Source organism: Micromonospora sp. IBHARD004 (assembly GCF_052814115.1).
The window spans coordinates 5,724,742-5,741,087 of sequence record NZ_CP199934.1; the positions used below are offsets into that span (position 1 = coordinate 5,724,742).

13 protein-coding genes are annotated in these 16,346 nt (G+C 74.5%); 7 read left to right on the forward strand and 6 right to left on the reverse strand.

The annotated features are described in order from the left end of the window. Window positions 1–102 precede the first annotated feature (102 nt). A complete protein-coding gene (locus ACTWO6_RS27850) occupies window positions 103–750 on the reverse strand; it encodes a DUF998 domain-containing protein (RefSeq protein ID WP_446216704.1) in 648 nt (215 codons plus the stop codon). Next, window positions 747–4,082: a bifunctional lysylphosphatidylglycerol synthetase/lysine--tRNA ligase LysX gene (gene lysX, locus ACTWO6_RS27855; protein WP_446216705.1), complete on the reverse strand. Its 3,336-nt coding sequence runs from the start codon at window positions 4,080–4,082 to the stop codon at window positions 747–749. Before lysX ends, ACTWO6_RS27850 begins: the two co-directional genes overlap by 4 nt. A gap of 190 nt (window positions 4,083–4,272) precedes the next feature. Here lysX and ACTWO6_RS27860 point away from each other — a divergent pair, with 190 nt between their 5' ends. The 4 genes from ACTWO6_RS27860 (at window position 4,273) to ACTWO6_RS27875 (ending at window position 9,379) form a co-directional block, all read left to right on the forward strand. Further along, window positions 4,273–5,421 (forward strand): carboxylate-amine ligase, encoded by a 1,149-nt coding sequence (locus ACTWO6_RS27860; protein WP_446216706.1) that lies wholly within the window; start codon window positions 4,273–4,275, stop codon window positions 5,419–5,421. A 69-nt stretch (window positions 5,422–5,490) separates the two neighbouring features. Continuing rightward, window positions 5,491–6,870, forward strand: coding sequence for an FAD-dependent oxidoreductase (locus ACTWO6_RS27865; RefSeq protein WP_446216707.1), 1,380 nt, complete (start codon window positions 5,491–5,493; stop codon window positions 6,868–6,870). Between the two features lie 102 nt (window positions 6,871–6,972). Next, complete coding sequence (locus ACTWO6_RS27870; protein WP_446216708.1) at window positions 6,973–8,394, forward strand: WGR domain-containing protein; 1,422 nt, start codon at window positions 6,973–6,975, stop codon at window positions 8,392–8,394. Between the two features lie 112 nt (window positions 8,395–8,506). Next, entirely contained in the window at window positions 8,507–9,379 is an 873-nt protein-coding gene (locus tag ACTWO6_RS27875) for an aminoglycoside phosphotransferase family protein (RefSeq protein WP_446220794.1), read from the forward strand. Between the two features lie 25 nt (window positions 9,380–9,404). On the opposite strand, the gene ACTWO6_RS27880 is transcribed toward ACTWO6_RS27875, so the two are convergent. Continuing rightward, window positions 9,405–10,214 (reverse strand): Fpg/Nei family DNA glycosylase, encoded by an 810-nt coding sequence (locus ACTWO6_RS27880; protein ID WP_446216709.1) that lies wholly within the window; start codon window positions 10,212–10,214, stop codon window positions 9,405–9,407. 182 nt (window positions 10,215–10,396) lie between these two features. Here ACTWO6_RS27880 and ACTWO6_RS27885 point away from each other — a divergent pair, with 182 nt between their 5' ends. From ACTWO6_RS27885 to rocD, 3 genes are all read left to right on the forward strand, one after another. Continuing rightward, window positions 10,397–11,134, forward strand: coding sequence for a thrombospondin (locus ACTWO6_RS27885; protein ID WP_446216710.1), 738 nt, complete (start codon window positions 10,397–10,399; stop codon window positions 11,132–11,134). 405 nt (window positions 11,135–11,539) lie between these two features. Further along, window positions 11,540–12,355 (forward strand): dimethylargininase, encoded by an 816-nt coding sequence (ddaH, locus tag ACTWO6_RS27890; RefSeq protein ID WP_446220795.1) that lies wholly within the window; start codon window positions 11,540–11,542, stop codon window positions 12,353–12,355. Next, window positions 12,352–13,566 carry an ornithine--oxo-acid transaminase gene (rocD, locus tag ACTWO6_RS27895; protein ID WP_446216711.1) on the forward strand — a complete coding sequence of 405 codons (1,215 nt, stop codon included), beginning with the start codon at window positions 12,352–12,354 and terminating at the stop codon, window positions 13,564–13,566. The genes ddaH and rocD overlap by 4 nt, the downstream gene beginning before the upstream one ends. Before the next feature lie 163 nt (window positions 13,567–13,729). Here rocD and ACTWO6_RS27900 read toward each other — a convergent pair whose 3' ends face one another. The 3 genes from ACTWO6_RS27900 to ACTWO6_RS27910 all read right to left on the reverse strand — a co-directional run bounded on the left by ACTWO6_RS27900 (window position 13,730) and on the right by ACTWO6_RS27910 (window position 16,294). Further along, window positions 13,730–14,878: an FHA domain-containing protein gene (locus ACTWO6_RS27900; protein WP_446216712.1), complete on the reverse strand. Its 1,149-nt coding sequence runs from the start codon at window positions 14,876–14,878 to the stop codon at window positions 13,730–13,732. After that, the gene (locus tag ACTWO6_RS27905; protein ID WP_406041298.1) at window positions 14,875–15,168 is read right to left on the reverse strand and encodes a 4a-hydroxytetrahydrobiopterin dehydratase; all 294 of its coding nucleotides are present in this window, start codon (window positions 15,166–15,168) and stop codon (window positions 14,875–14,877) included. The genes ACTWO6_RS27900 and ACTWO6_RS27905 overlap by 4 nt, the downstream gene beginning before the upstream one ends. A 73-nt stretch (window positions 15,169–15,241) precedes the next feature. Then, window positions 15,242–16,294 (reverse strand): fatty acid desaturase family protein, encoded by a 1,053-nt coding sequence (locus ACTWO6_RS27910; RefSeq protein WP_446216713.1) that lies wholly within the window; start codon window positions 16,292–16,294, stop codon window positions 15,242–15,244. Window positions 16,295–16,346: the final 52 nt, after the last annotated feature.

Here is a 16,346-nt window from a genome sequence, read left to right on the forward strand (position 1 = left end):
GGCGCCGGCTGCGGGGCGTGATCCACTCCAGATCGCCGACCTGGGGGCATCCGGCGGACCGGGACCCCGCCAGGTCGGCGTTCCGGTCCCACCCCCGGGCGGTCACGGGTCGGGGCGGGCCGCGACGACGCCGGCGTGGACCAGCCAGCCGGAGAGGCCGAGCAGCTGGACCCGCTGCCAGGCGCCCAGCGCCGCGTCCGGGTGGGCCAGCTCGGCCAGGGTGCCGGCCGTGCCGACCAGCAGCACCACCGCCACCGCCAGCCCCCACCGGAACGACGCGCCCCGGCCGCGCCGGGCCACCACCAGGGCGACCAGTGAGACCACCCCGCCGGCAACGGCCACCGACGAGCTGACCGAGTGCCCCTGGTGCCGCCAGGACAACGCGCCCAGCTCCGCCAGTCGCGCGCAGCGTGCGTCGGCCGAGGGCGCGCAGTCCATCGAACTCACCGTGCCGTCCAGGACGGTGGCCACGCCGAAGACGACCAGCCCCCACCAGGCCCGCCGCGGCCAGCCCCGGTCCCGCCGGGCCAGCGCCACCCCGGCCGCCGACGCCAGCGCGCCGACGACCAGGTCACCCAGGCCGAACACCAGGTGGTACGGCTGGTCCCGGGCGGCCAGCTCGCTGGCGTACCCGTCGAGGAGGCCGAACGCCGGGTTCAGCAGCGGCCCGATCAGCCACGAGGCGTAGAGGACCCCGGCCAGCCCGAGCGCCAGCCCCGGCAGCACCCGGGCCGGGCCGACCCGGCTCACGAGGACTCGCGGACCAGCGGGAAGGGCAGCGTCTCCCGGATCGACCGGCCGGTCAGCAGCATCATCAGCCGATCCACGCCCAGGCCGAGACCGCCGGTCGGCGGCATGGCGTACTCCAGCGCGGTGAGGAAGTCCTCGTCCAGCTCCATCGCCTCGGCGTCGCCGCCGGCCGCCTTCAGCGACTGCGCGGTGAGCCGGCGCCGCTGCTCCGTCGGGTCGATCAGCTCCGAGTACGCGGTGCCCAGCTCCATCCCGAACGCCACCAGGTCCCACCGCTCCGCCAGCCGCGGGTCGTCCCGGTGCTGGCGGGTCAACGGCGAGCTGTCGGTCGGGAAGTCCAGGTAGAACGTCGGCGGCCCGGTCCGCGCCTCGACCAGCCGCTCGTAGAGCTCCAGCAGCACCGCGCCGCGCTCCCAGCCCGGGTCGTACGGGACGCCGGCGGCGTCGCAGAGCTTGCGCAGTGCGGCCAGGTCGGTGTCGGCGGTGACCTCCTCGCCGAGCGCCGCGGAGACCGCCTCGTTGACCGTACGCACCGGCCAGTCGCCGCCGATCTCCACCGTCTCGCCCGTCCCGGGGCGGCGCACCACCGGCGAGCCGTGCACCGCGACCGCCGCGGCGACGATCAGCTCCCGGGCCAGCTCGCGCATCCCGTGGTAGTCGGCGTACGCCTGGTACGCCTCCAGCACCGTGAACTCCGGGTTGTGGCTGTGGTCGACGCCCTCGTTGCGGAACGCCCGGCCCAGCTCGTACACCCGCTCCACCCCGCCCACGGCCAGCCGCTTCAGGTACAGCTCGGGGGCGATGCGCAGGCTCAGCCGCAGGTCGTACGCGTTGCTGTGGGTGACGAACGGGCGGGCGTTCGCGCCGCCGTGCACCCGCTGCAGGATCGGCGTCTCCACCTCCAGGAAGTCCCGGTCGGCGAGGGACCGCCGCAGGCTGCGCAGCACGGCGCCGCGGGCCCGCAGCAGCTCCCGCGCCGCCGGGTCGATGGCGAGGTCGAGGTAACGCTGCCGGACCCGGGCCTCCGGGTCGGCCAGCCCGTGGTGCTTGTCCGGCAGCGGGCGCAGGCACTTCGCGGTCAGCGCCCAGTCGGCCACCCGCACCGACACCTCGCCGCGCCGGGTCGCGTACACCTCGCCGGTGGCGCCCACGTGGTCGCCGATGTCGACGGTGGCACGCCAGCGATCCAGGTCGTGCTCCAGCATCAGTTGCAGGTCGCCGCTGCCGTCCCGGATCGTCGCGAAGCAGAGGTGCCCGTGGTCGCGGAGCAGCATCACCCGGCCCGCCACCGCCACGGTCTCCCCGGTGCCGGTGTCCGGCGCCAGCCCGGCGTGCCGCGCCCGCACCGCCGCGCAGCCGTCGGTACGCGGGTAGCCCACCGGGTACGGGTCGACGCCCCCGGCGCGCAGCCGGTCCAGCTTCGCCAGGCGTACCCGGATCTGCTCGGGCAGGTGCACCGCGGCCGGCTCCGGCGGCACGGCCCGGACCGTCGCGGCGGCCGGCGGCACGTAGCCCACCCCGCCGCCGGTCGGCGGCACCCCGTGCAGCGGGGTGGGCCGCCCGCCGGGCAGGGCGAGGAAGCCCTCGGCGACCGCCGCGGCGAGACCCACCCGGGCCAGCTCCCGGCGCTCCGCGAAGCAGAGGTAGCGCGGCGTCCAGTGCGGCTGGTACTTGGCGTTGGAGAGGTAGAGCGACTCCAGCTGCCACCAGCGGGAGAAGAAGAGCAGGGTGTGCCGCCAGAGCCGGATGATCGGGCCGGCGCCGATCCGGGCGCCCTGCTCGAAGACCGACCGGAACACCGCGAAGTTCAGCGACACCCGCTCGACGCCGAGCCGGGGCGCCGCGGCCATCAGCGCGGCGACCAGGAACTCCGTGACCCCGTTCTCGGCGGACCGGTCCCGGCGCATCAGGTCCAGCGAGAGCCCGTCGGCGCCCCACGGGCTCAGCGACAGCAGCGCCCGCACCCGGCCGGCCGCGTCCCGCGCCTCGACCAGCACGCAGTCGCCGTCGGCCGGGTCGCCGAGCCGGCCCAGCGCCATCGAGAAGCCCCGCTCGTGTTCGGTGTCCCGCCAGTCGGTGGCCAACCTGGCCAGCCCGGAGAGCTCCGCCGGCGGGATCTCCGCGTGCCGGCGCACCCGGGCCGTGTAGCCGGCCCGCTCCACCCGGTGCACGGCCTGGCGGACCGGGCGCATGTCCCGCCCGTCCAGGTCGAACTCGCGGGCCAGCAGGATCGCCTCGTCCCCCAGGTGCAGCACCTTCAGCCCGTGCCGGTGGTACGCCTTGGCACCCGCCTCGCTGGTGCCCATCACCGCCGGGGTCCAGGCGTACGCGCGGGCCTGGTCGAGCCACGCCTCGATCGCCGGCCCCCACGCCTCCGGGTCGCCCACCGGGTCGCCGCTGGCCAGGCTGACCCCGTTGACCACCCGGAAGGTGATCGCCCCCTTGCCGCTGGCCGAGAAGATCGCCGCCTTGTCCCGCCGGGTGGCGAAGTAGCCGAGCGAGTCCCGCTCACCGTGCCGGGCGAGCAGCTCCCGGATCCGCTGCTCCTCGTCGGTGTGCAGCACGGCCGCGGCCCGCTGCGACCGGAGCAGGGTGAACAGGCCGGCGACGAAGGCGATCGCGCCGAAGCCGCCGAGCAGCAGGTTGACCCAGCCGGGCGCCTGCCCCTGCCGGGTGACGTCCAGGGTGATCGCGCCACCGAACACCTTCTCGATGGCGTAGCCGAGCCGGTCCACCCAGGTCCGCAGGCTGCCCGGCTCGACGAGGAGCAGCAGGTAGGCGAGCCCGACCGAGACCGCCGCCAACCCGAAGAAGACCCCCAGGGCACGCCGGGTGCTGCCGCTGCGGACCCGGGCGTAGAACTCCCGCCGGGCGGCCAGCAGCAGGGCCAGCGCCCCGGCGGCGAAGGCGATGCCGACCCACACCCCGACCGTCTCCAGGGCGCTGAACAGCCGCTCGCCGGCGTCGTCGGTGAGGTCGTTGCCGCCGACCACCAGCAGCAGCACGCCGGCCAGCACACCGACGGCCAGGCTGAGCGTGAAGTAGACGACCAGCACCCAGTACGCCAGCCGCTTGCGGCGCAGCACCGCCGAGGCGAGGGTGCCGAGGAAGACCGCGTACGCGAGGTTCGCCGGCGCGGGCAGCAGCAGGGCGTCGATCGCGGTGCGGACCGGCTGGATGTCGGAGCGGACGGCGCTGCTCAGCGCGGCCAGCGCGCAGACCACCGCGATCACCCAGAGCAGCGTGGCGAAGGCCCGGGGCACCTGGCGTCGCCAGTCCCGGTCGGCGCGCCGGGCGTCGGCCGTCGTCCGCGACGCGGTGGTCGGGGTCAACGTGGCCTCCCTCGTGCCGGTGACGCCCCGGCGTCGACCGGCCTCATCGTAGCCACGCCCAGCGGCGGGCCCGGCGCGGAAGGACCACGTCCCCGACCGACACGCCGGGCCCGCGTTTCCCCGCGCCGATACGGTGGGTAATGGGCCGGGGACGACGCGGCACGGCGCCGCGGTCGGCGCGGAACGGACGGTGAGCGCGATGAGCGGGTCGGTGGCGGAGCGGGAACGGGACACCACCGCGGGCGGCACCGACCTGTTCACCGTCGGCGTCGAGGAGGAGTTCCTGCTCGTCGACCCGCACACCGGCGCCGCCGTGCCGGCCGTCGACCTGGTCATGGAACAGGTGCCCGCCGAGCTGCGCGGCCAGGTCGAGCGGGAGTTCCAGACCAGCCAGATCGAGATCGGCAGCCCGCCCGGGCTGGAGCTCTCGTCGATCCGGCACTCGCTCGGGGTGCTGCGCGCCGCGCTGGCCGACGCCGCCGAGCGGGCCGGCGTACGGGTGCTCGCCATCGGCACCGGCCCGGTGGACGGTCCGGTGCCGCCGGTCGTCGACAAGCCCCGCTTCGAGCGGATGATCGAGCGGTTCCGGCTGCTCGTGCCCGGCCCGGGCAACAACGGGATGCACGTACACGTCGGCGTCCCCGACCCGGACACCGGCGTGCAGGTGCTCAACCACGTCCGCCCCTGGCTGCCGATCCTGCACGCGGTGACCACCAACTCCCCGTTCGCCAAGGGCGAGGACACCGGCTACGCGAGCTGGCGGTCGGTGGAGTGGGAACACTGGCCGTCGGTGGCGCCCACCCCCTTCCTGGAGTCCCACGAGCACTACCAGCGGCTGATCCGGCAGCTCATCGCCAGCGGGGTGATGCTCGACGAGGGGATGCTCTACTGGTACGCCCGACTGTCGGCGAAGTACCCGACGGTGGAGATCCGGATCGGCGACGTCTGCCCCTCGGTGGACGACGCGGTGCTGGTCGCCGCCCTGGTCCGGGCCCTGGTGGTGACCGCGATGACGGACATCGCGGCGGGCCGGGCGGCCGTCCGGACCGACCACCACCTGCTCGTCGCCGCGCACTGGCGGGCCGCGCACGACGGGCTGGAGGGCGAGGGCGTCGACCTGACCGACGGCGAGCTGCGGCCGGCGTGGGAGCTGCTGGAGAAGCTGGTCGACCGGGTCCGACCGGAGCTGGCGCGGCACGGCGACCTCGACCAGGTGACCGACCTGCTGGGCGGGCTGCGCCGGCACGGCAGCGGAGCCGCCCGGCAGCGCGCCGTCTTCGCCCGTACCGGCCGGATGGTCGACGTGGTCGAGGACGTGGCCCGGCAGACCCGTGGCTGACCGGCGCGGCCCGGACCGGGGCGCGCGGGGCGGCCCCGTGGGCGATCTCCCCGTGACAGGATGGACGTCGTGGCGGAACGGCTGATCGTCGTCGGCGGGGACGCGGCCGGGATGGCCGCCGCGTCCCAGGCCCGACGTCGCCGCGCCCGCGACGACCTGTCGATCGTCACCTTCGAGCGGGGGCACTTCACCTCCTACTCGGCCTGCGGCATCCCCTACTGGATCAGCGGGGTGGTGCCCGACCGGGACCAGCTCATCGCCCGCGACCCGGTCACCTTCCGGGAGTCCTTCGACGTCGACGTCCGGCTCCGGCACGAGGTGACCGGCATCGACCTGGAGCGGCGCGAGGTGATCGCCCGGGACCTGGCGGGCGGCGGGGAGGTCCGCGAGGGCTTCGACACCCTGATGTACGCCACCGGCGCGGTCCCGGTGAAGCCCGCGTGGGCGCGGACCGACGCCGCCGGGGTGTTCGGCGTGCAGACCCTCGACGACGGTGCGGCGCTGCTCGACTGGCTGGAGCGGGAGCCCCGGCCCCGGCGGGCGGTGGTGATCGGCGGCGGCTACATCGGCGTGGAGATGGCCGAGGCGCTGATCCAGCGGGGGCTCACCGTCAACCTGGTCGAGCAGGCCGACCAGCCGATGTCCTCGGTGGACGGCGACATGGCCGAGCTGGTCGCCGACTCGATGCGCGAGGTCGGCATCCACATCCGTACCGGCCTGGCGGTGACCGGGCTGGAGGAGCGGGACGGCCGGATCACCGCCGTGGTCACCGCCGAGGGGCCGATGCCCGCCGACGTCGTGGTCCTGGGTCTCGGCGTACGCCCGAACACGGCTCTGGCGGAGGCCGCCGGCCTGCCGGTCGGGCCGACCGGCGGGATCCGCACGGACCGGCGGATGCGGGTGCCCGGGGTGTCGGGCGTCTGGGCCGCCGGGGACTGCGTGGAGACCCTGCACCGGGTCAGCGGGATGCCGGTGCACATCCCGCTCGGCACCTACGCCAACAAGCAGGGCCGGGTGGCCGGCATCAACATCGGCGGCGGGTACGCCACCTTTCCGGGCGTGATCGGCACGGCGGTGACCAAGGTCTGCGACCTGGAGGTGGGGCGCACCGGCCTGCGGGAGCGGGACGCCGCCGCGGCGGGCTTCGAGTTCGTCTCGGTGGTGGCCGAGTCGACGAACCGGGCCGGCTACTACCCGGGCGCCCGGACGATGACCGTCAAGCTGATCGCCGAGCGGCCCAGCGGCCGGCTCCTCGGGGCGCAGATCGTCGGCTGGTCCGAGGCGGCCAAACGGATCGACACGCTGGCCGTGGCGCTCTGGAACGGCATGACGGTGGACGACATGACGGCGCTGGACCTGGGCTACGCCCCGCCGTACGCGCCGGTCTGGGACCCGGTGCTGATCGCGGCCCGCAAGGCCGTCGACGCCCTCGCCGGCGCCGGCCGCTGACCCACCCGCACTCCACACCCGATCTTTGTCGGGGGGCGCGGTTAGCGTGTGCGCGCTGTCGCAGTGCCGGTTCCGGCGCCGATTCCCCTCGGAGGCATCCCCATGTCGCAGGAGACGACCTACCTCGAACTGTCCGAAGTGGACGGTAGCGCGCACAAGTTCTACGAAATCGCGGTGGCGGACACCGCACTGACCGTGCGCTACGGCCGGATCGGCGACCAGGGCCAGGTCAAGACCAGCACCTTCCCGGACAACGCGCGCGCCCGCGCCGCCGCCGCGAAGAAGATCGGCGAGAAGATCCGCAAGGGGTACGCCCCGGCGGTGCCCGGCGTCCGGCAGAAGCGGTCGGTGTCCCGCCGGCAGATCGTCAGCACCCGCTCCACCGCCCGCACCGCCCCGGTCCTCTGGCGGTACGACTCGGGCGCGCCCGCGTTCGGCATCTTCATCGACGGGCAGAGCTGCATGGTGGGCAACGAGCACGGCGTGATCACCACGCTCGGCCACGACGCCCGGGTGCGGAACCAGGTCCGGCTCCCCGACGGGGTGAAGTGCATCGTCGCCGACGACGCCTGGATCTACGCCGGCTGCGACGACGGGAACGTGTACGACCTGTCCGGCAAGGTGCCCCGGGTGGCGTACGCGATCGCTCCGGAGATCGACATCTACTGGCTGGACATCCACGACGGGGTGCTGGGTGTCTCCGACGCCGACGGCGGGATCGCCGCGATCGACCACGAGGACGAGTTCCTCTGGCGGCGGGCGGGGCGCGGCCGGTCCGCCTGGATGGTCCGCTGCGACGCCGACGCGCTCTACCACGGCCACTCCCAGGGGGTGACCGGCTACGACTGGCGGACCGGGCGGGAGCTGTGGCACACCCGGACCGGGTCGGTGCTCTTCGGTTGGCAGGAACGGGACGCGGTCTTCGCCGGCACCGGCACCCGCGAGGTGGTGCGGCTGCGCAAGGACGGCCGCACCGGGCGGTCGTACCGGTGCGACGCCCCGGTCTTCTCCTGCGCCACCGCCGAGGGCGGCCGGTACGTCTTCGCCGGCGACAGCCAGTCCTCGATCTACTGCTTCGACGCGGCCGGCAACCGGCTGTGGAAGCTCGGCACCGGCTGCGGCTCGGCGTACTCGATGCAGTACCACGACGAACGCCTCTACGTGGTGACCACCGGCGGCTATCTGGCCTGCGTCGACGCCAGCGAGCCGGCGATCCGGGCCGCCGAGGCGGGCAGCGTGCCCGAGGTGGTGGACGTCAAGGCGCCGGCCCGGCTGCCCGAGCCGGCGGCCTGGACGACCGTCGAGGTGACCACCGACGACCGCGACGGCGTGGTGGTGCAGTGCGTCGAGGACGGCGGCCGGCTGCGCATCCAGGTGCTCTCCGCCGGGTACCGGCGCGACTGGTCGGTGCAGTTCCCGAAGGGCATCCGCGAGCCGGGTGCGCGCTACCTCGTCACCCAGGTCCGCGAGTCCGGCCGCGGCGGCTTCTACCGGGCGTACGGCGACATCCGCCGGCTCCGCTGACCGGGACCGTCCGGGCCCGGTCGGGCCCTCCGCCGACCCCGTGCTCCAGACGGCATCCGGCCGGAACCGGTGGTACACGGCGGGCCGGGCAGTCCAGGATGGTCGGATGGCCGTGGAGCTGGAGATCCCCGAGGGGTTGCGCTGGACGGAGCGGGTGCCGGCCGGCCGGGAGTGGCTGGCGACGCTGCCGGACCGGCTGGCCGAATGCGTGCGGCAGTGGGACCTTCGGGTCGGGCCACCCTTCCCGTACGCCTTCGCCTCGCTGGCGATGCCGGCGGAGCTGCCGGACGGCACCCCGGCGGTGCTGAAGGTGCAGTACCCGGACGACGACAGCGTGCACGAGGCGACCGCGCTGGCGCACTGGGCCGGCCGGGGCGCGATCCGGCTGCTGGCCCACGACGCGGAGCGCCGGGCGCTGCTGGTCGAGCGGTGCGTGCCCGGCACGCCGCTGCACCAGCTCCCGCCCGATCGGGCGCTCGACGCGGTGGTGGAGCTGCTGCCCCGGCTCCAGGTGCCGGCCGGCCCGCCGTTCACCACGCTCGCCGAGGAGGCGGCCGGCTGGGCCGAACGGATGCCGGTCAACTGGGAGCGGGTCAGCCGGCCGTACGAGCGGCGGCTGCTCGACGCCGCGCTCGGGCTGCTCGCCGACCTGGTGCCGAGCCAGGGTGAGCAGGTGCTGGTCAACCAGGACCTGCACGCCGGCAACGTGCTGCGGGCCGGCCGGGAGCCGTGGCTGGTGATCGACCCGAAGCCGCTGGTCGGCGAGCGGGAGTTCGCGCCGGTGCCGATGGTGCGCGGCGCCGAGCTGGGTCGCTCCCCCGCCGCAGTGCGCCACCGGCTGGACCGGCTCAGCGCCGAGCTGGGGCTCGACCGGGAGCGGGTCCGCGGTTGGGCGATCGTGCACACCCTGGCCTGGAGCATCGGCGAGGGCGAGGTCTTCCCCCACCAGGTCGAGGTGGTCCGCTCGCTGCTCGACGGCCGGTGACCGGGCCGGGGTCGCGGCCGACAGGTCACCCGGCCTGGCAGGTGACGCACCAGTAGAGGTTGCGGCCGGCCAGCTCGCCCCGACTGACCTCGGTGCCGCAGACGTGGCAGGGCGCGCCGGGGCGGCGGTAGACGTACACCTCGCCGCCGTGCCGGTCGACGCGGGCGGCGCGGCCCGTCGCCTCGGGTAGGTGGGTGTCGCGCACGGTGTCGATCCGGCCCCGCTCGACGGCGAGGGTCATCAGCGCGACCAGGTCGGCCCAGAGTTCCCGCCAGCCGGCCGGGGTCAGCTCCCGGCCGGGCAGGGTGGGCGGCAGCCCGGCCCGGAACAGCGCCTCGGTCACGAAGATCAACCCGGTGCCGGCCACCACCGACTGGTCGAGCAGCAGCGCCCCGAGGGGCGTCGGGCTGCGGGAGATCCGGGCGTACGCCCGGTCGGGGTCGGCGTCGGCGCGCAGCGGGTCCGGGCCGAGCCGGTCGCGCAGCACCGCCACCTCGGGTGGGGTGAGCAGCTCGCAGGCAGTCGGACCGCGCAGGTCGAGCCAGTGCCGGTCGCTGGTCAGCCGCAGCCGCACCTGGCCGACGGGCGGCGGCGGCTCGCCTGGGCCGTCGGCGAACTTGCCGTACAGCCCGAGGTGGACGTGCAGGGTCAGCTCGCCGGCGTAGTGGTGCAGCAGGTGCTTGCCGTACGCCTCGGTGCCGTCCAGGACGGTGCCGGTGAGCCGGGCCGCGCCGTCGGCGAAGCGGCCCTGCGGGCTGGTGGCGTGCACCTTGTCGCCGGCGAAGAGCTCGGCGTGCCGGGCCGCCAGGCGGTGGATGGTGTGTCCCTCTGGCACGCCGGCAACGGTAGCCGGACCGTCGCGACCGGACCGCACGTCCCGGGGAGACAAACCGGACCGACCCGTTGTCGCTGCCCGGCCCGGGTGTGGTGGAGAACGCACCTGGGTACTTCCTGTGTGTCACGCGTGGCTGCCACTGCGCTTCCGCGGCCTCCACGCCCTTGACCAGGAGGTGTGAAGTGAAGATTCTGTCGCGCCGGAACGGACCGGCGCAGAACGAGGACGTGAACGGCGACGGGCGCGTCGACGAGCGGGACCGCGCCGCGACGCCGGACCGGGTGGACGGCACGGCGGGACGGCCGGTGGTCACCGACCGGGACCACGACGGGGCCACGTACCGGAGCACCCCGACCGCCACCGACGACGACCGTGTCTCCGACGCGGAGCGCCGGGCGGCGAACGCGCGGGCCGCCACCGGGCGGCCGGTGGCCACGGACACCCCGCAGGCCGGCGCCGTGGTGGGCCCGGACCCGACCCAGGAGCGGACCGTCGACCTGGACCGGAGCCGGGACCGGGCGGTGGAGCGGCCGGTGCCGGTGGACCGGGACCTCGACGGCCGCGCCGAGCCCACCGTGCCGGTCGCCGTCGGGCCGAAGCCCCGGGCCAGCCTGCTCGCCACCCTCGGCCTGATCGTCTCGGTCGTCGGCGCGCTCTTCGTGCTCACCGGCGCCCTCGCCGGGTACGGCGTCGGGCTCGGCGCGGTCGGCGCGGTCCTCGCCATGCTGGGTCTGATCGCCACCCGCCGCCGGCACGTCGCCGGCAAGACCGACGCGCTGATCGGCATCCTGGTCGGTCTCGCCGCCGTGGTGCTCGGGGTCGTGGCGCTGACCGGTCAGTTCGACTGGCCGACCACCGACGGCGACTGGGTCGGCCGGTTCCGCGAGTGGCTCGACTCACAGTTTGCCGGCGTGTTCTGACGGGCACTTTCCGGCTCGCCGGCGGTGCGCCGGCACGCCCGACCAGCTCTGGTGGTTCACCAGCCGGGCACATCCTCTTTCGGGGGCGGCGATTCGCCGCCCCCGAAGTGTTTCCCCGCTCAGTCGGACACCCTTGCTGACCACTCGCCGCGCCGGCGCGGACCGGCATACCGGCCGAGCGTCCCCGGCTGCGGGAACTCCCGGTGGTGGTGATCGAACGGACCGCCCAACCGAGCTGACGCAACGATTCGCCGTCGGAAGTTGCTCAGACGCAATGATCCGGCGTCCAACGCAACTTCTGGCGGTGGATGTCGTCGGCCCGGGCCGCATACCGTTGACCAACGGCGCCAGCCCGTGGGCCACGGTGGCCGGGCGCGCCCGACCGCTGGGAGCAGGACAATGACGATGGACGCCACCAGGCAGCGTTTCCTGATGTGCCGGCCGACGTACTTCGCCGTCGACTACGCGATCAACCCGTGGATGGACCCGACCGCGCCGGTCGACGCCGACCTGGCGATCCGGCAGTGGGAGCAGCTCCGGCAGACGTACCTGGACCTGGGCCACGAGGTCGAGCTGGTCGACCCGGTCGCCGGGCTGCCGGACATGGTTTTCGCCGCCAACGGCGGCACGGTGATCGACGGCAAGGCGATGGCGGTGCAGTTCCGCGACCCGCAGCGCGCCGACGAGGCCCCCGCGTACCGCGCCTGGTTCGAGGCCGCCGGCTTCGAGATGTACGACCCGAAGCACGTCAACGAGGGCGAGGGGGACGTCCTGCTGGTCGGCGACCACCTGCTGGCCGGCACCGGCTTCCGCACCGCGCACGCCTCGCACGCGCAGCTGCAGGAGGTCTTCGGCTATCCGGTGATCACCATGCAGCTGGTGGACCCGCGCTTCTACCACCTGGACACCGCGCTGACCGTGCTGGACGAGCGGACCGTGGCGTACCTGCCGGAGGCTTTCTCCCCCGGCAGCCAGGCCGTGCTGCGCCGGCTCTTCCCGGACGCGGTCCACGCCACCATGGCCGACGCGGAGGTGCTGGGGCTGAACGCGGTCAGCGACGGCCGGCACGTGGTGCTGCCCGCGCAGGCCACCGACCTGGCCGCCAAGCTGCGCGACCGGGGCTACGAGACCATCGGGATCGACCTGTCCGAGCTGCGCAAGGCCGGCGGCGGACCGAAGTGCTGCACGCTGCGACTCCGTCAGGGAAAGGCAAGCAAGTGATCGAGGACATGCTGCGGACGCCGGGTGCGGTCCGCGACGCGGAGCGCTGGACGGCGCACAACTACCACCCGCTGCCGGTCGTGGTCTCCTCCGCCGAGGGGGCCTGGCTGACCGACGTGGACGGCCGGCGGTACCTGGACTGCCTCGCCGGCTACTCCGCGCTGAACTTCGGCCACCGGCACCCGAAGCTGATCGAGGCCGCGCACACACAGCTCGACCGACTCACGCTGACCAGCCGGGCGTTCATCCACGACCAGTTCGCCGACTTCTGCAAGGAGCTGGCCGAGCTGTGCGGCAAGGACCTGGTCCTGCCGATGAACACCGGCGCCGAGGCGGTGGAGACCGGCATCAAGGTCGCCCGTAAGTGGGGCTACCAGGTCAAGGGCGTCACCCCGGGCCAGGCGAACATCGTGGTGGCCGAGGGCAACTTCCACGGCCGGACCACCACCATCGTCAGCTTCTCCACCGACGAGGACGCGCGCGCCGACTTCGGGCCGTACACCCCGGGCTTCACCGTGGTCCCCTACGGCGACCTGGAGGCCCTGACCGCCGCGATCGACGAGAACACCGTCGCGGTGCTGCTCGAGCCGATCCAGGGCGAGCAGGGCGTCGTGGTGCCGCCGGAGGGCTACCTGCCGGGCGTCCGCCGGGTCTGCACCGAGCAGAACGTGCTCTTCATCGCCGACGAGATCCAGTCCGGCCTGGGCCGGACCGGCGCCACCTTCGCCTGCGAGCACGAGGGCGTCGTGCCGGACATGTACCTGCTGGGCAAGGCGCTCGGTGGCGGCATCGTGCCGGTCTCCGCGGTCGCCGCGAACGCCGACGTGCTCGGGGTGCTGAAGCCGGGCCAGCACGGCTCGACTTTCGGCGGCAACCCGCTGGCCTGCGCGGTCGCCACCGAGGTGGTCCGGCTGCTGGCCACCGGCGAGTTCCAGCGGCGCTCGGCCGAGCTCGGCGAGCGGCTGCACGCCGGCCTCCAGGCGCTGGTCGGCAAGGGCCTGGTCGCCGTCCGGGGCCGCGGCCTCTGGGCCGGCCTGGACATCGACCCGGCGCTGATGACCGGCCGGCAGGCCTGCGAGCGGCTGATGGAGCGGGGCGTCCTGGCCAAGGACACCCACGGCTCCACGATCCGCCTCGCCCCGCCGCTGGTCATCACCGAGGAGGAGATCGACCACGCGGTGGCCCAGCTCGCCGCTATCCTCGCGGCCTGACCCTCCCCGCACGCAAAGGGCGCCGGGACCTCACGGTCCCGGCGCCCTTCCGCATCCCACCGCCCCCGCAGGGCGTGATCATGAAGTTGTCGCCATCCGCACCGGCGTGTCATGGCAACAACTTCATGATCAACGCCGGCCACCCCGCTCGGCGGGGGGTGGGTCAGGGGCGGGGGAGGCGCATCGCCATGGTGGGGGCCTCGGCCATCACCGAGGTGGGGGTGAACGGGGCGCCGCTGGGGAGTCCGTCGGCGCGGCCGATCTGCACGCCGGGGTAGAGCTCGACGATGTCGCCCTCGCCCAGCACCCGGGACTGCTGCGGTACGAGCGTGAGCCGGTCCGGCTCCGCCATCGAGCCGGCCGGGCGGATGCCCGAGCCGTTGGTGCTGGTGTCGGTCACCACCACCTCGCCGACCCGCAGCTCGAAACGGACGTGACTGCGGCTGATCCAGCGCCGGGACTCGTCGTTCAGCCACTGCCCGAGGGTGATCCCGTTGGACCCGTCCGGGGCCCGCCCGACCAGCACCGGCTGGGCCTCGGTGAGCGCGAACCGGCGGCGGACCAGCCCGCCGATCCGGACCGCCAGCACCTCCGTACGCGGCCGCGGCCCGGCGTCGCCGAGCCGGGCGCCGTGCCGGGGGCAGGTCGGCACGCCGGCCCGGAGCGTGGGTGGCGGCTGCCCGGCCGGGGCGCGGTCCACCCGGGCCAGGTCGGCGAAGGCGCCACCGCCCCCGCCGGCACCGAAGAGCGCGCAGCCCGGCTCGGGGCAGCGCCACTGCCGGGCGAGCAGCTTCGCGCCCACCGGCGACCGGGTGCCGGTGGCCGGGCTCTGCCCGCCCCCGACGTGCGCGATGAAGACCGGCCCGCCCGCGCCGGGCACCGGGGCGAGCACCCGCCCGGCCTGCCCGAGCCACGGCCACCGGCCGCCCAGCCCGTCGAAGCGGACCCGGCTGAGCACCGGCAGCCCGAGCAGGTCGGCGACCTCCAGCATCCGGTCGCCCGGATTGTCCAGCACCTCCACCAGGCCGTCGTCCGCCCAGCGGCGGACCACCATCCGCTCGTTGGAGGTCAGGTCGGCGTCGGAGAGCAGGGCCCGGTGCACGATCGCGTAGACCGGGACGCTGTCCTCCTCCATCTGCCGGGCCAGGGCGTCGATCACCATGCCGAGCCGGAGCAGGCTGGCCGGCCGGCCGCCGTCGAGGTCCTGCCAGCGGATCACCTCGGCCAGGTCCACCACGGCGCGGGCCAGCGACGGGTCGGTGCAGACCCGACCCTCGATGGCGTCCAGCACCTTGCTGATCTCGAATCTCATCGGGCGCTCCGGACGATGTCGTCGATCCGCCGGGCCAACGCGACGTCACGGTGGGTCACCCCACCGGCCGAGTGCGTGACGCAACGGAAGGTCAGGGTCCGCCATCGGATGTCGATGTCGGGGTGGTGGTCGAGCTCCTCGGCCACCGCGGCGACCCGGTCGACCACCGCGATGGCCGCCGGGAAACTGCCCAGCTCGACGGTGCGGCTGATCCCGGTCGGGTCACCCGACCAGTCCGCCAACCCGCCCAGCTCGTCTCGTACCGCCTCGGCGGTGAGCAGGTCTGCCATGCGACGACCCTACCGGGAGGGCATTCACTGGGCCCGCTCCGGCACCGCCCACCTCCGAGGTGAGCAGGGGTTCTCAGCGGTCGCGCAGCGGGCGACCGACCTCGTGCAGGTGGGCCATCGCCTGCCGGTACGACTCGACCAGCCCGGTCTCGGCGTATCCGATGCCGTGCTCGGCGCAGTACGCCCGGACGATCGGTTGCGCCCGGCGCAGGTTGGCCCGGGGCATGTTCGGGAAGAGATGGTGCTCGATCTGGTAGTTCAACGCGCCGAGCGCCACGTCGACGAGCCGGCCGCCGCGCACGTTGCGCGAGGTCAGCACCTGCTTGCGCAGGAAGTCCAGGTCGTCGTGGGCGGACGGCATCGGCATGCCCTTGTGGTTGGGGGCGAACGCGCAGCCCATGTAGAGCCCCCAGAGCCCCTGGTGGACGGCGACGAAGAGCAGCGCCTTCCCCGGCGACATGACGGCGAAGAGCAGCCCGAGGTAGCCGACCGCGTGCGCGCCGAGCAGCAGCGCCTCGACCGCCCGGTGCCGGATCGGGGTGGTCCACCGCCCGTCCGGCTCCCGGCCGGCCAGCGCCCGGACGCTCGCCACGTGCAGCCACAGCCCCTCGAGCAGCAGCATCGGGAAGAAGAACCACGCCTGCCGGGCGGCCAGCCAGCGGCCGAACCCGCGGGTCCCCGCCGCCTGCTCGTACGTCCAGACCAGGGCGCCCGCCCCGACGTCCGGGTCCTCGTCCTCGTGGTTGGGGTTGGCGTGGTGCCGGTTGTGCTTGTCCACCCACCAGCCGTAGCTGGTCCCGACGGCGAGGTTGCCGGCGATCAGGCCGGCCGCCTCGCTGTGGCCGCGCCGGCGGAACATCTGCCGGTGCCCGGCGTCGTGCCCGAGGAACGCCACCTGGGTGGTGGCCACCGCCATCCCGACCGCGACCAGCAGCTGCGCCCACGAGTCGCCCACCGCGACCAGCACCGCCCAACCGGCCAGAAAGGCACCCAGAGTGAGCACGATCCGCACCGCGTACCCGCCCGGGCGGCGGGTGAGGAGACCGGCCTCGGCGACCCGGCGGGACAGCACCGCGTAGTCACTGCCCCGGCGTACCGGTGGTTCCGTCATGGTCGGAGTGGTCATCTGCGCTCCCGTTCTCGGTCATTGCCACGCCCGGCGGCGCGGTCGCCGTACC